Source organism: Nonomuraea sp. NPDC049378 (assembly GCF_055586745.1).
The window spans coordinates 1-18730 of sequence record NZ_JBVJHP010000003.1 but is presented as its reverse complement, the minus strand read 5'-3'; the positions used below and the strand labels follow the sequence as shown (position 1 = coordinate 18730).

General features: G+C 71.9%; 16 protein-coding genes. 14 read left to right on the top strand and 2 right to left on the bottom strand.

The features are described from left to right. Positions 1 to 10 precede the first annotated feature (10 nt). The 6 genes from ACZ6SA_RS07800 to ACZ6SA_RS07775 all read left to right on the top strand — a co-directional run bounded on the left by ACZ6SA_RS07800 (position 11) and on the right by ACZ6SA_RS07775 (position 5567). Positions 11 to 1414 carry a sensor histidine kinase gene (locus ACZ6SA_RS07800; RefSeq protein WP_465827112.1) on the top strand — a complete coding sequence of 468 codons (1404 nt, stop codon included), beginning with the start codon at positions 11 to 13 and terminating at the stop codon, positions 1412 to 1414. Further along, the gene (locus ACZ6SA_RS07795) at positions 1411 to 2082 is read left to right on the top strand and encodes a response regulator (protein WP_465827111.1); all 672 of its coding nucleotides are present in this window, start codon (positions 1411 to 1413) and stop codon (positions 2080 to 2082) included. The genes ACZ6SA_RS07800 and ACZ6SA_RS07795 overlap by 4 nt, the downstream gene beginning before the upstream one ends. 54 nt (positions 2083 to 2136) lie before the next feature. Beyond that, positions 2137 to 2784 carry an HAD family hydrolase gene (locus ACZ6SA_RS07790; protein ID WP_347643283.1) on the top strand — a complete coding sequence of 216 codons (648 nt, stop codon included), beginning with the start codon at positions 2137 to 2139 and terminating at the stop codon, positions 2782 to 2784. A gap of 272 nt (positions 2785 to 3056) precedes the next feature. Continuing rightward, a complete protein-coding gene (locus tag ACZ6SA_RS07785) occupies positions 3057 to 3557 on the top strand; it encodes a DUF6912 family protein (protein ID WP_347643284.1) in 501 nt (166 codons plus the stop codon). 546 nt (positions 3558 to 4103) lie between these two features. Beyond that, the gene (locus tag ACZ6SA_RS07780; RefSeq protein WP_347643285.1) at positions 4104 to 4730 is read left to right on the top strand and encodes an HAD family hydrolase; all 627 of its coding nucleotides are present in this window, start codon (positions 4104 to 4106) and stop codon (positions 4728 to 4730) included. 129 nt (positions 4731 to 4859) lie between these two features. Beyond that, entirely contained in the window at positions 4860 to 5567 is a 708-nt protein-coding gene (locus ACZ6SA_RS07775) for an HAD family hydrolase (protein WP_347643286.1), read from the top strand. A 30-nt stretch (positions 5568 to 5597) separates the two neighbouring features. Here the strand turns inward: ACZ6SA_RS07775 and ACZ6SA_RS07770 are convergent, their stop codons facing one another. Continuing rightward, a complete protein-coding gene (locus ACZ6SA_RS07770; protein ID WP_465827109.1) occupies positions 5598 to 7130 on the bottom strand; it encodes a penicillin-binding transpeptidase domain-containing protein in 1533 nt (510 codons plus the stop codon). Between the two features lie 171 nt (positions 7131 to 7301). Between ACZ6SA_RS07770 and ACZ6SA_RS07765 the strand changes: the two genes are divergently transcribed. Genes ACZ6SA_RS07765 through ACZ6SA_RS07755 form a run of 3 tightly spaced genes read left to right on the top strand, consistent with a single transcriptional unit; the run spans position 7302 to position 11167 of the window. Further along, entirely contained in the window at positions 7302 to 8231 is a 930-nt protein-coding gene (locus ACZ6SA_RS07765) for a LysR family transcriptional regulator (protein ID WP_347643288.1), read from the top strand. A gap of 43 nt (positions 8232 to 8274) precedes the next feature. Then, the gene (locus ACZ6SA_RS07760) at positions 8275 to 9132 is read left to right on the top strand and encodes a serine hydrolase (RefSeq protein WP_465827107.1); all 858 of its coding nucleotides are present in this window, start codon (positions 8275 to 8277) and stop codon (positions 9130 to 9132) included. A 58-nt stretch (positions 9133 to 9190) separates the two neighbouring features. After that, positions 9191 to 11167 (top strand): acetoacetate--CoA ligase, encoded by a 1977-nt coding sequence (locus tag ACZ6SA_RS07755; protein ID WP_465827106.1) that lies wholly within the window; start codon positions 9191 to 9193, stop codon positions 11165 to 11167. Here the strand turns inward: ACZ6SA_RS07755 and ACZ6SA_RS07750 are convergent. Continuing rightward, positions 11154 to 12839 carry an alcohol dehydrogenase catalytic domain-containing protein gene (locus ACZ6SA_RS07750; RefSeq protein ID WP_465827104.1) on the bottom strand — a complete coding sequence of 562 codons (1686 nt, stop codon included), beginning with the start codon at positions 12837 to 12839 and terminating at the stop codon, positions 11154 to 11156. The two genes, ACZ6SA_RS07755 and ACZ6SA_RS07750, sit on opposite strands and share 14 nt — an antisense overlap. A gap of 103 nt (positions 12840 to 12942) precedes the next feature. Between ACZ6SA_RS07750 and ACZ6SA_RS07745 the strand changes: the two genes are divergently transcribed. The 5 genes from ACZ6SA_RS07745 (at position 12943) to rhaS (ending at position 18630) form a co-directional block, all read left to right on the top strand. Further along, the gene (locus ACZ6SA_RS07745; RefSeq protein WP_347643292.1) at positions 12943 to 13941 is read left to right on the top strand and encodes an AraC family transcriptional regulator; all 999 of its coding nucleotides are present in this window, start codon (positions 12943 to 12945) and stop codon (positions 13939 to 13941) included. A gap of 106 nt (positions 13942 to 14047) precedes the next feature. Next, complete coding sequence (locus ACZ6SA_RS07740; RefSeq protein WP_347643293.1) at positions 14048 to 15544, top strand: sugar ABC transporter ATP-binding protein; 1497 nt, start codon at positions 14048 to 14050, stop codon at positions 15542 to 15544. Continuing rightward, positions 15541 to 16584, top strand: coding sequence for an ABC transporter permease (locus ACZ6SA_RS07735; RefSeq protein WP_347643294.1), 1044 nt, complete (start codon positions 15541 to 15543; stop codon positions 16582 to 16584). Before ACZ6SA_RS07740 ends, ACZ6SA_RS07735 begins: the two co-directional genes overlap by 4 nt. Next, positions 16577 to 17563 carry an ABC transporter permease gene (locus ACZ6SA_RS07730; protein WP_347643295.1) on the top strand — a complete coding sequence of 329 codons (987 nt, stop codon included), beginning with the start codon at positions 16577 to 16579 and terminating at the stop codon, positions 17561 to 17563. The genes ACZ6SA_RS07735 and ACZ6SA_RS07730 overlap by 8 nt, the downstream gene beginning before the upstream one ends. Further along, on the top strand, positions 17560 to 18630 hold the full coding sequence (gene rhaS, locus ACZ6SA_RS07725) for a rhamnose ABC transporter substrate-binding protein (protein WP_347643296.1): 1071 nt from the start codon (positions 17560 to 17562) through the stop codon (positions 18628 to 18630). The genes ACZ6SA_RS07730 and rhaS overlap by 4 nt, the downstream gene beginning before the upstream one ends. The last annotated feature ends 100 nt before the right edge of the window (positions 18631 to 18730 follow it).

Below are 18730 nucleotides of genomic sequence, written 5' to 3'. Positions count from 1 at the left end.
AATGGCTTGCGTGAAGCGAGCGGGCGGCGGGCGGGTGGCGTGGGTGCGCCGGATCCCGGCCGCGTGCACGGCGCTGGCACCGTATGCGCCCCTGGCGACCGGCGTGCTGACGGCACTGCTCGCCGTGGCCGAGTCGCTGGCGTTCTCGTCGACGCAGCCGGTGATGGGCGACACGGTGAGCGTGCCCGCGGGCACCCCGGACGGGCCTGCGGGCACCCCTGCCGGCGCCCCTCCGGCCACGGACCCGGCGGGTCCGGGGGTGCCGGATCCGGCCCAGGTCATCGTGCTGCCGCTGCTCGCGCTGGCCACCACGCTCCCGCTGCCGCTGTTGTGGGCGCAGCCGCTCGCGGGGGCCCTGGTCGCCTGCGCGGCGGCGGTGATGTCGATCGCGGCCTTCGACACGTTCACCGTGGCGGGCGCGGTCACGCAGCTGATCGCCGCCCACCGGTCCGGCCGCCACGGGTCGCCGGTCCCCGCCGTGCTGGCCGTGGCGCCGTTCCCGCTGCTGGCGGTGGCGCTGGCGGTGGCGGGTCGTACGGACGGCCAGGCGTGGATGCTCGCCCTGCTGGCGGCGTGCACGGCTCCGGCGGCCGCGCTGGCCGGGATCGCGCGGCGGGCCCGCCGCCGGGCGATGGCCGACACGGCGGCCCGGCAGGTCATGTCGGAGAGCCTGCTGGAGCACGCGGCCAGGGGCGAGCGCGCCCGTATCGCCCGCGAGCTGCACGACGTGGTCGCCCACCACATTTCCATGGTCGCCGTGCAGGCGGAAACGGCCCGGCTCGCCGTCCCCGGGATGCCCGATGCCGGTGCGGAGAGGCTGCTGGCGATCGGCGACACCGCCAGGGCGGCGCTGACCGAGATGCGGCGGTTGCTCGGCGTGCTGCGCGAGGACGCGGAGGCGGAGCCGGCCTGGCGGCCTCAACCGGGCCTGCGCCTGCACGAGCTCAACGAGCTGCTCGACGCGTCGCGCGAGGCGTCGGGCACGGTCACCAGGCTCGTCCTGCGCGGCACTCCGGCAGAGCTCGACCCGGGGGTGGAACTGGCCGCGTACCGGATCATCCAGGAGGCTCTCACGAACGTGCGGCGGCATGCCCCGGGCGCGGCCGTGGACGTGGAGCTCGACTACGGTGACGAGGTCGTGCGGCTGCGCGTCCGCGACAACGGGCCGGGACCGCGCGGTATTGAGCCCGGTGATGAGCCCGGTGATGAGCCCGGTGATGAGCAGGGTGATGAGCAGGGTGATGAGCAGGGTGACGGGCAGGGTGGTCACGGCCTGGCGGGCATGCGCGAGCGCGCCGCGGCCGTCGGCGCCGACCTGCACACGGGGCCCGCGCCGGGCGGGGGTTTCCTCGTCGAGGCCCGCCTCCCACGCAGTGACGAACGCCTCCCGGGAAAGGAACGACCGAGCGGATGAGTGGCTCCAAGGTCCGTGTCGTCATCGCCGACGATCATCTGGTGGTGCGCACCGGGTTCGCCGAGCTGCTCGACACCCAGCCGGACTTCGAGGTCGCCGGCACCGCCGCCGACGGCGCCGAGGCGGTGCGGGTGTGCCACGAGCGGTCGCCCGACGTGGTGCTCATGGACGTGCGCATGCCCGGCATGGGCGGCATCGAGGCCACCCGGCTGCTCGTGGGGCCCGGCGGGCCACGGGTGCTCATCCTGACGACGTTCGACCTCGACGAGTACGTCTACGACGCGCTGCGCGCGGGGGCCAGCGGCTTCCTGCTCAAGGACGTCACCGCCGAGCGGCTCTTCGACGCCGTACGCGTCATCGCCGCGGGCGAGGCGCTGCTGGCTCCGGCGGTCACCCGGCGGCTGATCAGCGAGTTCGCCCGGCAGGGCCCGAGGGGCGAGGCTCCCGTGGCGGAGCTGGCCAGGCTCACCCCGCGCGAGACGCAGGTGCTGAGACTGGTCGCGGAGGGGTTGTCCAATCCGGAGATCGCGGGGCGGCTGCTGGTGACGGAGGAGACGGTCAAGACGCACGTCAGCCGCGTGCTGAACAAGCTCGGCCTGCGTGACAGGACCCAGGCGGTCGTCGCCGCGTACGAGACGGGGCTGGTGGTGCCGCGCGGCCGGGCGTGAGCGCGGGCCGCGGGACGCCCTATTCTGGAACGACGTTCGAGCCTGGAGGTGGTCGTGGTCACGGGTGTGCTGATCGACTGGGGCGGGGTGCTCACGACGAGCCTGTCCGACTCCATCGGCAGGTGGATTCGCGAGGACCGGATCGACGCCGACCATTACTACGTCGTGATGCGCGAGATGGTCGATCACGCCTACGGCGACGGCGCGGGGGAGAGCACGGTCCACGCGCTCGAACGCGGCGAGCTCGACGGTCCCGCCTTCGAGCGCGATCTCGCGGCCCGGCTGCTCACGCTCGACGGGGTGCCGCCGGTGCCGGAGGGGCTGCTGGATCGGATGTTCGCGGGGTTCGAGCCGGTCGAGGCAATGTACGACGTGCTCCGCGACGTGCGGAAAAATGGCCTTAAAACGTGTTTGCTCTCCAACTCCTGGGCGAACACGTATGCCCGCGACGGCTGGGACGACCTCTTCGACGCGGTCGTGATCTCAGGCGAGGTCGGCATGCGCAAGCCAGAGCCGCGCATCTTCCACCACGCCCTCGGCCAGATCGGGCTCCCCGGCGAGGAGTGCGTGTTCATCGACGACATCGAGGCCAACATCCTGGCCGCCCGCGCCCTCGGCATCGCCGGCATCCATCACCGCGACGCGGAGTCGACCATCACGGAGCTCGAGTCCCTCCTCCGCCTCACGCTGCGCCGGGCCTGACAGCCTGCCGGGAATCGTGGCGGGCACAGCGCGAAGGAGAACCGCGTCACCCGAGCCGACTTCGCCTGCACGGCGTGCGGGCATGCCGCGCACGCCGACGTCAACACGGCGATCAACATCTTGAGGGCAGGGCTTGCCCTTCGCCAGGCTGCGCAAGCGGCTTGGCGAGAAGCCGCTCCCTCAGGAAGCGGAGGAGTCACCAGTAATGTGTCGGTCTGGTGGCTCGGGTTTCCCGATGGCCGGGCCCTGGCGAAAGCGTGGAAAGGTACGTCATGCGCGTCTATCTGCCGTGCACTCTCCCTGCCCTGGCCGCGGCGGTCGAGGCGGGAGAGGTGGGTCCGGCCCCGTTGACCGGCTACGCGGTGACCCCCGCGCTGACCGAGTGGTACGCCTCGGGCGACACCGAGGAGCTCGAATACGTCGCGCTCACCGAGGCGGCCCGCGCCTCGCTGCGCATGCTGGCCGGCGCCGGCGGGAAGGCCGCGCCCAGGCGCGTCGTGGTGGCGGCCGAGGTGCCGGACCGCGAGGTGTCCGCCGGCGTCGGTCTCGAGGAGCGGGGCAGGGTGCGCCTCGCCGGGCCGGTCCCGCTGGCCAAGGTGGCCGCCGTGCACGTCGACGACCACGACGCGGTGGCCGACATCGAGGCCGCGATCGCCGCGCTGCCGGCCTCCGACGCGGGCGACGACGACGCGAAGTTCACCGTGGACGGCGCGGAGGCCCACGAGCTCATGTGGTACGCGACCCAGGAGATCCCCGAACTTCTCGGTGAGTAACGGCCGCGCGGTGAAGACCGCGAAGATCAAGAGCCGTGCCAACGGCACCATCGGCACCATCAGAGCCTCCTGAGGGGACCGTCGCCTTCAGGCGATGGGGGAATCGGGAGCGGGAGGGCCGCCAAGGCCCGGGCGTTCAGTGGCAGAACCTCGGACACCGTCGCCTCCTGCGGATAGGATGGTGCTTGTGCTTTCGGGCATCGGTCAGGGCTTGGCCGTCGTCTCCCGCGTAAGCGGGGCGAGAAGCCGCTTTTTTCAGGGAGCGGAGGAGTCACCAAGGTCTACGCCAGGGACGGACGCTACGACACCTTCTCCTACAAGGCCGGCAACGGGGGCCGCCACTGGGGCGACATGATCTGGGCGAACAACATGTGCGCCTGGGGCACCGCCACCGTGCGGTGGAACGGCGGCCGGGGCGGCCAGAACGGCTCCGGCATGACCGCCAAGGCCTGCGGCTGAGGCACGCCGGCGAAGGCCGCGGCCGGCCGGCCGCGGCCTTCGCACGTTCCGTGGAATGTCACGCCGGCCCACTATGCTGGTCATGACATGACAAAGCACATTGTTTGGGATTGGAACGGCACCCTCTTCCACGATCTCGACGCCGTGGTCGAAGCCACCAACGAAGTCTTCAAGCCGTACGACCTGCCTGCGATGACCGCCGACGGATTCCGCGCCGTCTACACGCGCCCGGTCTGGCTCGCCTATGAGCGCCTGCTCGGCCGCCCGCTGACCGAGGGCGAGTGGCAGTTGCTCAACGATGGGTTCCACGAGCACTACTACCGGTTGTGCGACAGCTGCCGGCTGGCCGCCGGCGCCGAGGTCGTGCTCTCCAGCTGGACGGGCACGCAGTCGCTCTGCTCGATGGCGCCGCACGCCCATCTGGTGCCCAAGGTCGACTCGTTCGGCATCACCCGGCACTTCACCAGGATCGACGGGCTGCTCGGGCTGACCGGCGGCGAGAAGGCGGCCCACATGACCGCGCACATCGCGACGCTCGGCATCGACCCCAGCGACATCCTGGTGATCGGCGACAGCGTGGACGACGGGCTCGCCGCCAAGCACGTGGGAGCCAGGGCGGTCCTCTACACCGGCGGCATGACGACCAGGGCCGAGCTCGAAAGCACCGGCCTGCCGGTGGTCGACACCCTGGCCGACGCCCTTGACCACGCCTAGACAGCGCTCGGGCCATGCTCAGGCATGCTCGGGGCATACGAAAATCGCCCGGGCGCGGGCCCTGAGCCCGGTGGCGGCCGTACCCTTGGCAGGGATCACCCCCCTCAGGAGGCCGCCATCAACCGCCTTGTGCTCTGGAACGTCGACCTGACCCTGGTCGACGTCGCCATCGTGACCAGGGACGCCTACGCCGAGGCGTTCCGCCTCGTGACCGGGCGACCGCTGGTCAAGCTCGTTCCCCCGCTGGGCCGCCCCGACTCCGAGATCGTCTTCGAGACGCTGGCCGTCAACGGCGTCCAGGCCGAGGACGCCCACCTGCCCAGGTTCCTGGCGGCGCTGGCCATGGCGTTCGCCGACCGGCGCGGGCGGCTGGCCGAGCAAGGCCGGATGATGCCCGGGGCGAAAGACGCGCTCAAGTCGGTGTCCAAGCTCGACGGCGTGGTCCAGACGGTGCTGACCGGCACGATCAAGAGCAATGCCGCGCACAAGCTCAAGGCGTTCAAGCTGGACAAGTACATCGACTTCGAGCTCGGCGGCTACGGCGAGGAGGTCTATCCCAAGGCGACGCTGCTGCAGGTCGCGCAGTCGCGGGCCAAGCAGCGTCTCGGAGTGCCGTTCACCGCGGCCAACACCGTGGTGATCGGCGACTCCACTCGTGACGTGCAGGCCGCCAAGATCGGCGGCGCGGCCATGATCGGGATCGCCTCCGGGCGGTCGACGGCGGCCGAGCTCAGCGACGCGGGCGCCGACATCGTGCTGCCCGACCTGTCCAACGCCTCGGAGGTGGTGGCCGCGGTCGCCGGCCTCACGTCCCCTCTCGACCGCAAGGCCGGCTGACCTCCCTCCCGGCCGGCCGTACCTCGGGGGTCAGGGCAGGGCGTCGAGGAAGCGGGCCGCGATAGGAGCCGCCACCGCGCTGCCCGCGCCGCCGCCCTCGACGACCACCGCGAACGCCAGGTCACCCTGGTAGCCGATGAACCAGGAGTGCGCGGGCGGTTCCTTGCCGGAGCCGTACTCCGCGGTGCCGGTCTTGCCCGCCGTGCCGGCCGGGAACCGTACGGCGTGGGCGGTGCCGTCGGTGACGACGGCGGGCATGAGCTTGCGCAGCGCCGCCACCACCTCTCGCTCCAGCGGGCGCGGCCGGGACGGTTGCGCGTCGGGGATGTGCTCGTCCTTGACGAGCCTGGGCGGGATGTACGCGCCGGAGGCGATGGCCGCGGCGACGGACGCCATGTTCAGCGGGCTCGCCAGCACCCTGCCCTGCCCGATGGCGGCGGAGGCGAGGTCGGTGTCGTCCTTCGGGTCGGGGAACTCCGCCCGTACGGCGGGCACGCCGGGCGTGATCGGGACTCCGAAGCCGAAGCTCCCGGCGACCTCGCCCAGCCGGCCGCCGTTCAGTTCGGCCACGGCGAGCTCGCCGAACGTGGTGTTGCACGAATGCGCGAACGCGTCACGGAACGGCAGCGTGCCGAAGTCCTCGTAGCCCGCGTTGTGGAACGGGAAGCCGCCGATGTTCCGCTCGGCGGGGCAGGCGACCTTCTCGCTCGGCTCGGTCCCGTCGGCGACCAGGGCGGAGGCCGTCACGACCTTGAAGGTCGAGCCCGGGGGATACTTGCCGAGCAGGGCCCGGTTGAACCCGCCGGGCGCGTTGATCGCCGCGAGGATCTCTCCGGTCGAGGCCCGCAGCGCCACCAGCGAGCGGGGCTTGGACACGCCTTCGAGCGCCCGGGCCCCCGCCCGGTGCACCTTCAGGTCGATCGTGGTCCTCAGCGGCCGCTTCCCGGCGGGTTTCACGACCGTCTGGAGGACCTTGTCCCCTTCGTACAGGTCGATTCTGGTGCGTTCCGCTGCCTGGAAGCGGTCGGGAAAGGTCTGCTTGATCCCTTCGACGAGCTGCTGCACGGAGCCGGGCGCGTCCGGGGTGCTGATGGCGGTGCCGTCCGCGGCCACGACCGGAGGCCCGTCGCCCTGCTCCGTGACCGCCCGCAGCGAGCGGTCCTGCTTCAGCAGGGGGTGCAGGGCGGCGGGGGTCCAGGCCACTTTCCAGGTACGGCCGCTCTCGACGAGCTTGAGCGCCCCGCTGTAGCGCCAGTCGTGTTTCCCGGTCACCTGGGCGACGAAGCCGACGACGCCGTCGCCGTCGGCGGCCGAGCGGGCGAAGACGCCTGTCGGCTCGGGACGGTGGAAGCCGGCCCTTGTCGCCTTGAGGTCGGTGAGAAAGCGCCGGTGCCGGCGCTCGAAGTCGGCGGGCGGGTCGACGACCCGCTCCCGCATGGCCGCGTAGTCCTGGCCTGACCAGGCCGCGAGATATTCGTCGGCCGTCCGTTCCGGCGAGCCCTCCGTACGCAGCGCCCAGATGACGCCGCCGGCCGCGACGACCGGGACGAGCAGTCCCGCCACGATCCACGGCCATCGCCGGCTCCGGCGCCGCGGCGGTTGTTCAGGCCGGAGGTAGGCATAGTTTGTCCCCGTTTGTGGTGCCATGACGGAGAGGACACCAGAGCGGGAGTGGTGGTGTCCAATACTGATATGACCGCTCAATGGATATATATCTGGATATAGTTGCTGTTCATGGACCTCGTCCGGCACCTTCGCTACTTCACCGTGGTCGCGGAGGAACTCCACTTCGGCAACGCCGCGATCCGGCTCGGCATGGCGCAGCCGCCGCTCAGCCAGCGCATCAAGCGCCTGGAGGAGGAGCTCGGCGTGCGGCTGTTCGACCGCTCGGCCCGCCAGGTCAGGCTCACCGAGGCCGGCCGGCTGCTGCTGGGCGAGGCCCGCGAGATCGTGACCAGGGTGGACCGGCTGCACGAGCTGGCCAGGCAGGGCCAGGGCACGGTGCTGAAGGTCGGCGTCCCGCCCGACCTGGCCGCCGCCGCGATCGCCGCGCTCGTCGCCGGTTTCCGCGAGATCAAGCCGGAAGTACGCCTCGCGCCCGCCGAGATCTGGACCGCCGACCAGGTGACGGCGCTGGCGGAGGGCACGATCGACGTCGGCCTGGTCCGCCATCCGGTCTCCGCGCCCGGCCTGGAGTACGGCCGGATCCTCGTGCAGGCGCAGGGCGTGCTGCTGGCCGAGGGCGACCCGCTGACCGCCGTCGGCGAGGTGCACCTGGCCGACCTGGCGGGACGCGAGCTGGTGATGCCACCCAAGGAGGGCGAGCCGGGGCTGCACGCCGAGGTGCTGTCGGAATGCCGGCGCCACGGCTTCGTCCCCGCGCAGGTGCACCAGGGCGCCGGGCTCGGGCTGGTCCTGGCCGGGGCGGCGGTGGCGTTCGGGCCGAAGGCGGAGCTCTCGGGGCTGGCCTGGCGGCCGCTGCTAGGCTCGCCGATCATGTCCCGGGTCTCCACGGCCTGGCGCATGGCGACGGCGTCCGGCAACGACCTGATCGGCGACTTCTCCGCCGTGGCCGTACGGACATTGAAGGAGAGAGCGGGGATGACGGACGAGGGCGCCGTACCCGCACGGCGGATCAGCCGCAGGCCGGGGATGCTGGCATGAGGCGCGGACGCGACCCGCTGGCGCGGCCGGTGAAGGAGGGCACGTGAGCACGCCCGACTTCGACGCCCTGTTCAGGGCGGCCGGCGTGAACGGCTGGCTGCACGCCGTCGACGTCGACTCGGGCCGGGAGATCGGTCACGGGGCCGACGTGCCGCTGCCCACGGCGTCGATGTTCAAGGTGCCGCTGCTGGTGGAGTTCTGCCGGCAGGCCGACGCCGGGCTGCTCGACCCCGCCGGCCGGATGACCGTGCCGGCGACCGGCCGGTCGTCGGGGCCGACGGGCATCTCGGCGATGCTGGACGAGGTGACGCTCTCGCTGCGCGACATGGCGTACCTGATGATCGCGGTGAGCGACAACGGCTCCGCCGACGTGCTGCTGGCCGAGGTCGGGCGCGAGGCGGTCAACACGATGCTGGCGGCGCTGGGGCTGCGCGGCACGCGTGTCCTGCAGAGCTGCCAGGAGTTCAACGACAGCATGCGTGACGACGCAGGCCACCCGTGGCCGTTCGTCGACCCCGACGACATCGCCCGCCTGAGCGCGCTCGACCCCGAGCGGACCAACCGGAGCACCCCGCGCGAGATGGCGGAGCTGTTCGGGCTGATCTGGCGGGACGAGGCGGCCTCGGCCGAGTCGTGCGCCTGGATGCGCGCGGCGCTCAACAAGCAGGTCTGGCCGCACCGGCTGGCCTCCGGCTTCCCGTACGACGACGTGGCCGTCAGCGGCAAGACCGGCACGGCCCCGACATTGCGCACCGAATCGGGCGTCGTCGAATATCCCGACGGCAGGCGCTACGCGGTGGCCGTGTTCACCCGCTCCTTCAGCACCGCGCTGAACCAGCCGCGCGCCGACGCGGTGATCGGCACGGCCGCGCGTATGGCGGTGGACCACCTGAGGAAGTAGCAACTTGTGGGGAAGTCCGGGTATGACTTTCCGTTGATCAAGCGACAGGATGGGACACATGGTTGCTGAGGGCGAGCTTGTCTGGGAGCCGAGCGAAGAGGTCGTCGCATCGGCCAGGCTGACCCGCTACCTGGAGTGGCTGGGGCGGCCCACCGACTACGAGGACGCGTGGCGGTGGTCCGTCGACAACCCCGAACAGTTCTGGACGTCGATCTGGGACTACTTCGACGTGATCGGCGAGCGTGGCGACGGGCCGGTGTTGTCCGGCGCGATGCCCGGCGTCACGTGGTTCGGCGGCAGCACCCTCAACTACGCCGAGAACGCGCTGCGCCCGCGCAGCACTGACGGCACTGAGGGCGCCGCCCTGGTGTTCGTCTCGGAGGACGGCGCCCGCCAGGAGATGAGCCACGCCGAGCTGCGCGAAGAGGTCGCCCGCGTGCGGGCCGGGCTGCGCCGCCTCGGCGTCGGGCGCGGCGACCGGGTGGCCGCCTACGTGCCCAACATCCCGCAGGCCCTCATCGCCTTCCTGGCCACCGCCTCGCTGGGCGCGATCTGGTCGGCGGGCTCGCCCGACTTCGGCGTGCCGAGCGTGGTCGACCGGTTCACCCAGATCGAGCCCAAGGTCCTCATCGCGGTCGACGGCTACCACTACAACGGCAAGAGCTACGACCGTTCCGCGGCCGTCAACGAGATCGCCGCCGCGCTGCCGTCGCTGCGCGCGACCGTGTGGATCCCCTACCTGGCGGCGGCCGGGGAGGGCCACGCGCCGCAGCAGGCCGAGCCTGCCTCCCCGCACGCCGCGGAGCCGCCGCACGGCGAGGTGATCGGCTGGGAGGGGCTGCGCGCCGAGCAGGGCCCGCTGGAGTTCGAGCGGGTGCCCTTCGACCACCCGCTGTGGATCCTCTACTCCAGCGGCACGACCGGGCTGCCCAAGCCGATCGTGCACGGGCACGGCGGCGTCGTGCTGGAGCACCTCAAGTCGCTCACCTTCCACCAGGACATGGGTGAGGGCGAGGTGTTCTTCTGGTACACCACCACGGGCTGGATGATGTGGAACTACCTCATCGGAGCCCTGCTGGTGAGGGCCACGCCGGTGCTGTACGACGGCTCGGCCACCTATCCGTCGGCGGCGGCGCTGTGGCGGATCGCCGACTCCGAGCACGTGACCTACTTCGGGGTCGGGGCGCCCTACATCATGGCCTCGCAGAAGGCGGGCCTCCATCCGGAAGGGCTGGAGAAGCTGCGCGGCGTCGGCTCGACCGGGTCGCCGCTGCCGCCCGAGGGGTTCACGTGGCTGGCCGCCGAGCTGCCCGGCATCCCGCTCGGGTCGTTCTCCGGCGGCACCGACGTGTGCACGGGCTTCGTCGGGGCCACCGTGCTCCACCCGGTCAGGGCCGGCATCATCCCGTGCCGGTCGCTGGGGGCGAAGGTGGAGTCGTACGACCCCGCGGGCAAGCCGGTCGTCGGCGAGGTGGGCGAGCTGGTGGTGACCCGGCCGATGCCGTCGATGCCGGTGAAGTTCTGGAACGACCCGTCGGGTGAGCGCTATTTCGGCAGTTACTTCGACGTCTACCCCGGCGTGTGGCGGCACGGCGACTGGATCAAGATCAACGAGGACGGCAGCTGCGTGATCTACGGCCGCTCCGACTCGACGCTCAACCGCGGCGGCGTCCGCATGGGCACCAGCGAGTTCTACCGGGTCGTCGAGCGGTTCGAGGAGGTCGCCGACAGCCTCGTGATCGACACCGGGCAGCTCGGCCAGGAGGGGCGGCTGCTGCTGTACGTCACGCTCGCCGAAGGGGCCGAGCTCACCGAGCCGCTCCAGCGGGCCCTCTGCGACGCCCTCCGCAAGGAGTTGTCGCCCCGCCACGTGCCCAACGAGATCCACGCCGTGCCGGGCATCCCGCGCACGCTGTCGGGCAAGAAGCTCGAGGTGCCCGTACGCAAGATCCTGCTGGGCGCGCCCGTCGAGCAGGCGGCCAATCCCGACGCCATGGCCAACCCGGAGGTCCTGCGGCACTTCAGACCGGCGTGATGACGATCTTCCCGCGGGTCCGCCCCGACTCCGCCCTGCGGTGGATCTCCGCCAGCGCCGCCAGCGGGTGGCACTCGGACGGGCCGGCGACCAGATCTCCCCGGTCCACCAGGGCTGCCAGCTGAACGAGCTGGCCGGGGTCGTTGCGGGTCACGAAGTGTGTGCCGCCCTCGATCGGGGTGGCGATCGTGACCACCGTTCGGCCGAGCCCGGCCAGCGCGGCGGCGTCCCGCGGAGGGACGGCGGCCAGGTTCAGCAGCACGTCCATGCCGTCGGGCAGCGGCGTGGCGGTGTAGTCGATCACTTCGTCGGCGCCGTACCCCTTGACCGCCGCCGCGCTGCGCGGGCTCGCCGTGGCCGTCACGACCGCGCCCGCCAGCCGGGCGAGCTGGACAGCGAACATGCCGACGCCGCCACCCGCGCCGTTGACCAGCACGCGCTGTCCCCTGGTGATGCGGGCGTGCTCGTGGACCGCCTGCCAGGCGGTGAGCCCGGCCACCGGGATGGTGGCCGCGTGGGCGAGCGGGATGCTCTCCGGGGCTCTGGCCAGCATGTTCGCGGGCGCGGTCACGTACTCGGCCGCGGCGCCGTCCACCTGGCCGAACACGCGGTCGCCCGGGGCCAGGCCGGTGACGTCCGCGCCGGTTTCCAGCACGGTTCCGGAGACGTCCCAGCCGAGGGTGCGCGGCAGGCTCGTCCCGAAGATCTCGGTCAGCAGGCCGGAGCGCAGGCCGATCTCGGCCGGGTTGAAGGACGTGGCCGCCACCTCGATCAGCACCTCTCCCGGGCCGGGCCGCGGCACCGGGATCCGGTCGTGCCGGATCACAGACGGGCCGCCGAACTCGTGGATCCGGGCGGCGCGCATGGTGCCGGCCGGTACGGGGGCGGTGCGGAAGGCCGTAGCGTGCTCCGCGGCCCACTCGCGGAACGTGCGGGCGGCGCTCCGCGTGACCTCCTCGACCGTCCGCGTGACCGGGAGCGGGGCGGTCACCAGGGCGGCCTGAGCCTGGAGGGCCTCGTCCACCGCGAGCGGGGGCCACCCCTCGGCCAGGAGTTCCGCGCGGGCATGGTGCGGCGGGACCTCCTCCCAGCGCGCCGGGAATCCGGCGATCTCGGCGAGCACGCCCACCTGGCCGGCCTGGGTGATCGGCTCAGGGCCGGTCAGCACGTAGGCGGCGCCGTGGTGGCCGTCCTCCAGCAGCGTCCGTACGGCGACCGCCGCGATGTCCCGCTCGTGCACCGGAGCCATGGCGGCCCGGCCGTACGGCGCGCGCACGACTCCGGCCCTGAGCCGCCTGGCCCACCGCAGCGCGTTGGCCGCGAAGGCGTGCGGGCGCAGGAACGTCCACTCCAGCCCGGACTCCTCGATCAGCCGCTCGACCTCGCGTTCGTGCTCGCGGACCGCGGCGGAGGAGAGGTAGACCACGCGGCGGGCACGCGCGGCGAGCACGTCGACCACCGCCCGCGCACCCTCGGCCGTCGCGAACGGCCACACCAGGAACACCGACTCCACCCCGTCGAGAGGCAACGATCCGGGGTTTTTGAGATCACCCGTACGGCCCCCCGCAGGGGTCCTCGTCAGGGGCGTGACCTCGGCGCCTGCCGCCCGCAACTGCTTCGCCACCTGGCTGCCGACCGTGCCGGTCGCCCCGGTGACCAGAACCGCACCCATAGAGCGCTCCTTTCGTCGCAAAGCAACCGTAGGAGCGCCCATCGAGACATCCAATGCGCCATTAGCGCGTATTTCATACGTCATCGTCTTAAACTCCTGGGTTATGGACGTGCTCAGTGACGTGATCGCGCTCATGCGCACAGGGCGCCCCCGGGCGGCCCGCGTCGCGTGGCACGCACCCTGGGGCCAGCGGTTCCCGGCGGTCCCCGGCTCGGCCGGGTTCCAGGTCGTCCTGGAGGGGACCGGCCGGCTGATCCCACCGGACGGCGAGTCGGTCGCGCTGTCGGCGGGTGACGTGCTCTTCTTCCCGCGCGGGCACGGCTACGCCATGGCCGACTCGGCGTCCACCCCGCTGGCCGAGCCGGCGTGCGACCCGCTGCAGGATGAGCTCGGCCTGTTCGCCGCGGACTCGTTCGGCGGCACGGGCGCGGCGACGGTGCTGCTGTGCGGTGGTTACCGGTTCGACACGAGCCGCGCCCATCCCATCCTGGCCGACGTGCCCGACCTGGTGCACCTGCCGGGGGCGCTCGGCCTGGACGCCGAGCTGAGCGCCGCGATCGGCCTGCTGAGCACGGAGGTCCGGCGGCCGGGCGGGGGCGCCGACACGATCGTGACGTCGCTCCTGGACATGCTCCTGCTCTACATCCTGCGGGCCTGCTTCGCCGCGGAGCCGGGGCGCTGCCAGGTCGGCGGCTGGGCGGCGGCCCTGGCCGATCCGGGGATCAGCGCCGTGCTCGACGCCGTGCACCGGGATCCGGCACATCCGTGGACCGTCCAGGAGATGGGCGAACGGGCGGGCCTGTCGAGGTCGGCCTTCGCCAGGCGGTTCACGGCGCTGGTGGGGCAGCCGCCGCTCACCTACCTGACCTGGTGGCGCCTGGCCATGGCCGCCCGGCTCATGCGGGAGTCGGACGCGGTGCTGGGGGAGATCGCCGCCCAGGTCGGCTACGGTTCGGAGTACGCCTTCGCCAACGCCTTCAAGCGGGAGCACGGCATGTCGCCCGGCCGGTATCGCCGTGAGGCCGGTCTGCTCGCGCCGCCGCCCGGTCGAAGCCGGCGGCGGGCCGTGTTCCGCCAGGTCCCCGACGTGATTAAAACGTAGCAATCACAATGCCGTCATACCTTGGAGCAAGGCATTGACGCTTGCTGGACACAGCGCCTAGATTCCGGACAGCCACCCGTTAAAACGTTTGTTGTCGGGAGGATGGATGGCCGTTCCCCCCACGCTGGCCCTGGCGAACGTCAGCAAGTCGTTCGGCGCCGTGCGCGCGCTGCGTGACGTCTCCATCGAGTTGTTCGCCGGCGAGACGCACGGGCTGGCGGGGGAGAACGGCGCCGGCAAGTCCACCCTGGTCAAGACGCTCGCGGGGGTGCACCGCCCCGACAGCGGCCAGGTGCTGCTCGGGGGCGAGCCGGTCGAGTTCGCCGGACCGGCCGACGCCCAGCAGGCGGGCGTGGCCGTCATCTACCAGGAGCCGACCCTCTTCCCCGACCTGTCCGTGGCCGAGAACATCTTCATGGGCCGCCAGCCCCGGCGCGGCCTCGGCAGGATCGACCGCGGGGCCATGCACGCGCGTACCAGGGAGTTGTTCGGGCGGCTCGGCGTGGCCCTCGACCCCGAGCAGCCCTCGCGCGGGCTGTCCATCGCCGACCAGCAGCTCGTCGAGATCGCCAAGGCGATCTCCAGGGACGCCCGCGTGCTGGTCATGGACGAGCCGACGGCCGCGCTCTCCGGCCACGAGGTGACCCGGCTGTTCTCGGTCGCGCAGGCGCTGCGCGAGCAGGGTTGCGCCCTGCTGTTCATCTCCCACCGGCTGGACGAGATCTTCACCCTGTGCCAGCGGGTCACGACCCTGCGGGACGGCGCCTGGATCGCCAGCGAGCCCGTCGAGGGCCTCACGCACGACGACCTCATCCGCCGCATGGTGGGCCGCGAGGTCGCCACGCTGTTCCCCAAGGAGGAGGCGGCCGTCGGCGAGGTCGCGCTGAGGGTCGAGCGGCTGACCCGCGAGGGCGTGTTCACCGACGTGTCCTTCGAGGTGCGCAGGGGCGAGATCGTCGCCCTGGCGGGGCTGGTCGGCGCCGGCCGCAGCGAGGTGGCCAGGGCCGTCTTCGGCATCGACCGCTGGGACGCCGGGTCCGTCACGGTGGACGGCGTCACCCTGCCCGCGGGCAGCCCCACGGCCGCCATGAACGCGGGGCTGGCCCTGGTGCCCGAGGACCGCCGCCAGCAGGGGCTCGTCATGGACCTGTCGATCGAGCGCAACATCGGGCTGACCGGCCTGCGCGAGCTGCGCCGCGGCCCGACGATCTCCCGCGGGGCCGAGCGCGACCGGGCCGGGGACTGGGCGCTGCGGCTGCAGCTGAAGTTCGCCCGGCTGGCCGACGGGGTGGGCGTGCTGTCCGGCGGCAACCAGCAGAAGGTGGTGCTGGCCAAGTGGCTGGCCACCGAGCCGTCCGTGCTGATCGTGGACGAGCCGACGCGCGGCATCGACGTCGGCACCAAGGCGGAGGTGCACCGGCTGCTGTCGGAGCTGGCCGGCCAGGGCATCGCCGTCCTCATGATCTCCTCCGAGCTGCCGGAGGTGCTCGGCATGGCCGACCGGGTGCTGGTCATGCATGAGGGCCGGCTGGCCGCCGAGATCCCCAGGGCCGAGGCGACCGAGGAGAGCGTGATGAGCGCCGCGACCGGGAGGGCCGCGTGACCGGACCCACCACCACGGTGGCCGCGCCCTCCGAGCAGTCCCCCGGAGGGCGCAGCGCCAGGAGCCTGGTCGACCTGGTGTTCAGGGCCCGCGAGCTGAGCCTGGTCATCGCCCTGGCCCTGCTCATCGGCGTGACCGGCGCGGTCAACCCCAACTTCCTGTCCGGGCAGGGCATCGAGGACATCCTGCTCAACACCGCGATCCTCGCCCTGCTGGCCGTCGGGCAGTCGGTCGTGGTCATCACCCGCAACCTCGACCTGTCCGTCGGCTCCGTGGTGGGGCTGGTCGCGTTCGTCACCGCCGACGTGCTCGCGAGCGGCTGGGGCCTGGTGCCCGGCGTCGTGTTCGGGATCGCCGTCGGCGCGGCCTGCGGCCTGCTCAACGGGCTCCTCGTCAGCTTCTGCCGGGTCCCGGCCCTGGTCGTGACGCTCGGCACGCTCTACGTGATCCAGGGGGTCGACCACTACATCGCGCACGGCCGCCAGATCAACGCCGTCGACCTGCCGCCCGCGCTGCTGTCGCTCGGCAACGGGTCGGTGCTGGGTGTTCCGTACCTGCCGCTCATCACGCTCGTGGTCATGTTGCTGATCGGCTACTACCTGCGCTCCTACCCGAGCGGCCGGGAGTTCTACGCCATCGGCTCCAGCCCCGAGGCGGCCAGGCTGGCCGGCGTGCCGGTGCGCCGCCGTGTCCTGACCGCCTACCTCGTCAGCGGCTGCCTGGCCGGGCTGGCGGGCGTGCTCTGGCTGGCCAGGTTCGGGACGGTCATCGGCGACTCCGCCAACGGCTGGGAGCTCATCGTGATCAGCGCGGTCGTGGTGGGCGGCGTCGCGATCACCGGCGGGGTCGGCAGCGTCTACGGGGCGGCACTCGGCGCGCTGCTGCTCACCACGATCGGCAGCGCCCTGGTGGTGCTCCGTGTCAACCCCTTCTGGCAGCAGGCCATCACCGGCGCGCTGCTCCTGCTCGCCATCAGCGTCGACCGGGTGCTGGCCATGAGGGTGGCCCGCCTGCTCAGGAACAGGAGCCGTCATGGCTGACCAAGCGGGCGGCCGTTCCGTCATGGGCAGGGTCCTGCGGTGGGACGTCCTGGTGGCGTCGCTGCTGGTCGCCGTGTTCGCGGCGGGTTCCTTCACCACCCCCGGCTTCGCGACCACCGGCAACCTGTCGTTCGCGCTGAGCGACCTGGGCGAGATCGCGCTCATCGCGCTGGCCATGACCATGCTGGTGGTGGCCGCCGAGGTGGACCTGTCGGTCGCCTCCGTGCTCGGCCTGTCGAGCGCGCTCGTCGGCGCCATGTGGGAAGGCGGCATGGCGATCGAGACGATCATCCCGCTCGTGGTGCTCGTCGGCGCCGCCTGCGGGCTGGTCAACGGGTTGCTCGTGACCCGGCTCGGCCTTCCCTCGCTGGCCGTCACGATCGGCACGCTCGCCCTCTACCGTGGCCTGGCGTACGTGGTGCTCGGAGACAAGGCCATCGCCCAGTTCCCGCCCGGCTACGTCGCGCTGGCCGTGGACGACGTGCCCGGCACGCCGATCCCGTACCCGATCGCGCTGTTCATCCTGCTCGCCGTCATCGTCGGAGTGGTGCTGCACTCCACCGGCTTCGGCCGCTCGCTTTACGCCATCGGGGCGCAGGAGCAGGTCGCGTTCTTCTCCGGCATCCGCGTCAAGCGCATCAAGCTCCTCCTCTTCGTCGTCTCCGGCACGGTCGCGGCGTTCGCCGGGGTCGTCTTCACCCTCAGGTACGGCTCCGCCCGCGCCGACAACGGCCTGGGCATCGAGCTCGCCGTCATCGCGGCCGTCCTGCTCGGCGGGGTCGACTTCGACGGCGGCAAGGGCACGCTGGGCGGGGTCATCGCCGGAGTGCTGCTCATCGGGTTGCTCCGCAACCTGCTGATGCTCGGCGACGTGTCGACGGAGATCCAGTCGATCGTCACCGGGCTCCTCCTCATCGTGTCGGTGCTCACCCCGCGCCTCGTCTCCCTCATCAGGCCGGCCCTGAAAGGAACACCATGACCCCGATGCGCCTCACCGCCGTCGCCACGCTGCTCGTCCTCGGCGTGGCGGCCTGCGGCGGCACCACGAGATCGTCCGTCACCGCCGCTCCCCAGGAGGCCCCCGCCTCCTCGGCCGCCGCCTCGGCGAACCCCGACGCGCCGCTCAAGGAGGGCATCAAGCTGGCGTTCCTGCCGAAACAGATCAACAACCCGTACGAAGTCATCGTCGACGAGGCCGGGATCGAGGCGGCCAAGGAGTTCAAGGGCGAGGCCAAGGAGGTCGGCCCGTCCGACGCGTCGGCGTCGTCCCAGATCTCCTACATCAACACGCTGACCCAGCAGGGCCACGACGCGATCCTCATCGCCGCCAACGACGCCAACGCCGTCTGCGGCCCGCTCCAGCAGGCCCGCGCCAAGGGCATCAAGATCGTGTCGTACGACTCGGACGCGGCGCCGCAGTGCCGCGACCTGTTCATCAACCAGGCCAGCTCCGAAGAGGTCGGCCGCAGCCAGGTGCAGCTGCTCGCGGAGATGATCGACCACAAGGGCGAGATCGCCATCCTGTCGGCCACGGCCAACGCGACCAACCAGAACACCTGGATCGAGTTCATGAAGGAGGAGCTGGCCAAGCCGGAGTACAAGGACATGAAGCTGGTCAAGGTCGCCTACGGGGACGACGACGACCAGAAGTCCTTCACCGAGACGCAGGGCCTGCTGCAGGCCTATCCCGACCTGAAGGGCATCATCTCGCCCACCACGGTCGGCGTCTCGGCCGCGGCCCGCTACATCTCGGGTTCGAAGTACAAGGGCAAGGTCGTGCTGACCGGCCTGGGCACGCCCAACCAGATGCGGCAGTTCGTCAAGGACAAGACCGTGGAGAAGTTCGCCCTGTGGAACCCGAAGGACCTGGGCTATCTCGCGTCGTACGCGGCGGCGGCGCTGGTGTCGGGGCAGATCACCGGGGCCGAGGGCGAGACGTTCAAGGCGGGCAAGCTGGGGGAGCGCACGATCGGCGAGAACGGTGAGGTCATCCTCGGGCCGCCGTTCACCTTCGACGCCTCCAACATCGACCAGTTCGACTTCTGACGCGTGGTGGGGGGGGGGGGGGGGGGGGGGGGGGGGGGGGGGGGGGGGGGGGGGGGGGGGGGGGGGGGGGGGGGGGGGGGGGGGGGGGGGGGGGGGGGGG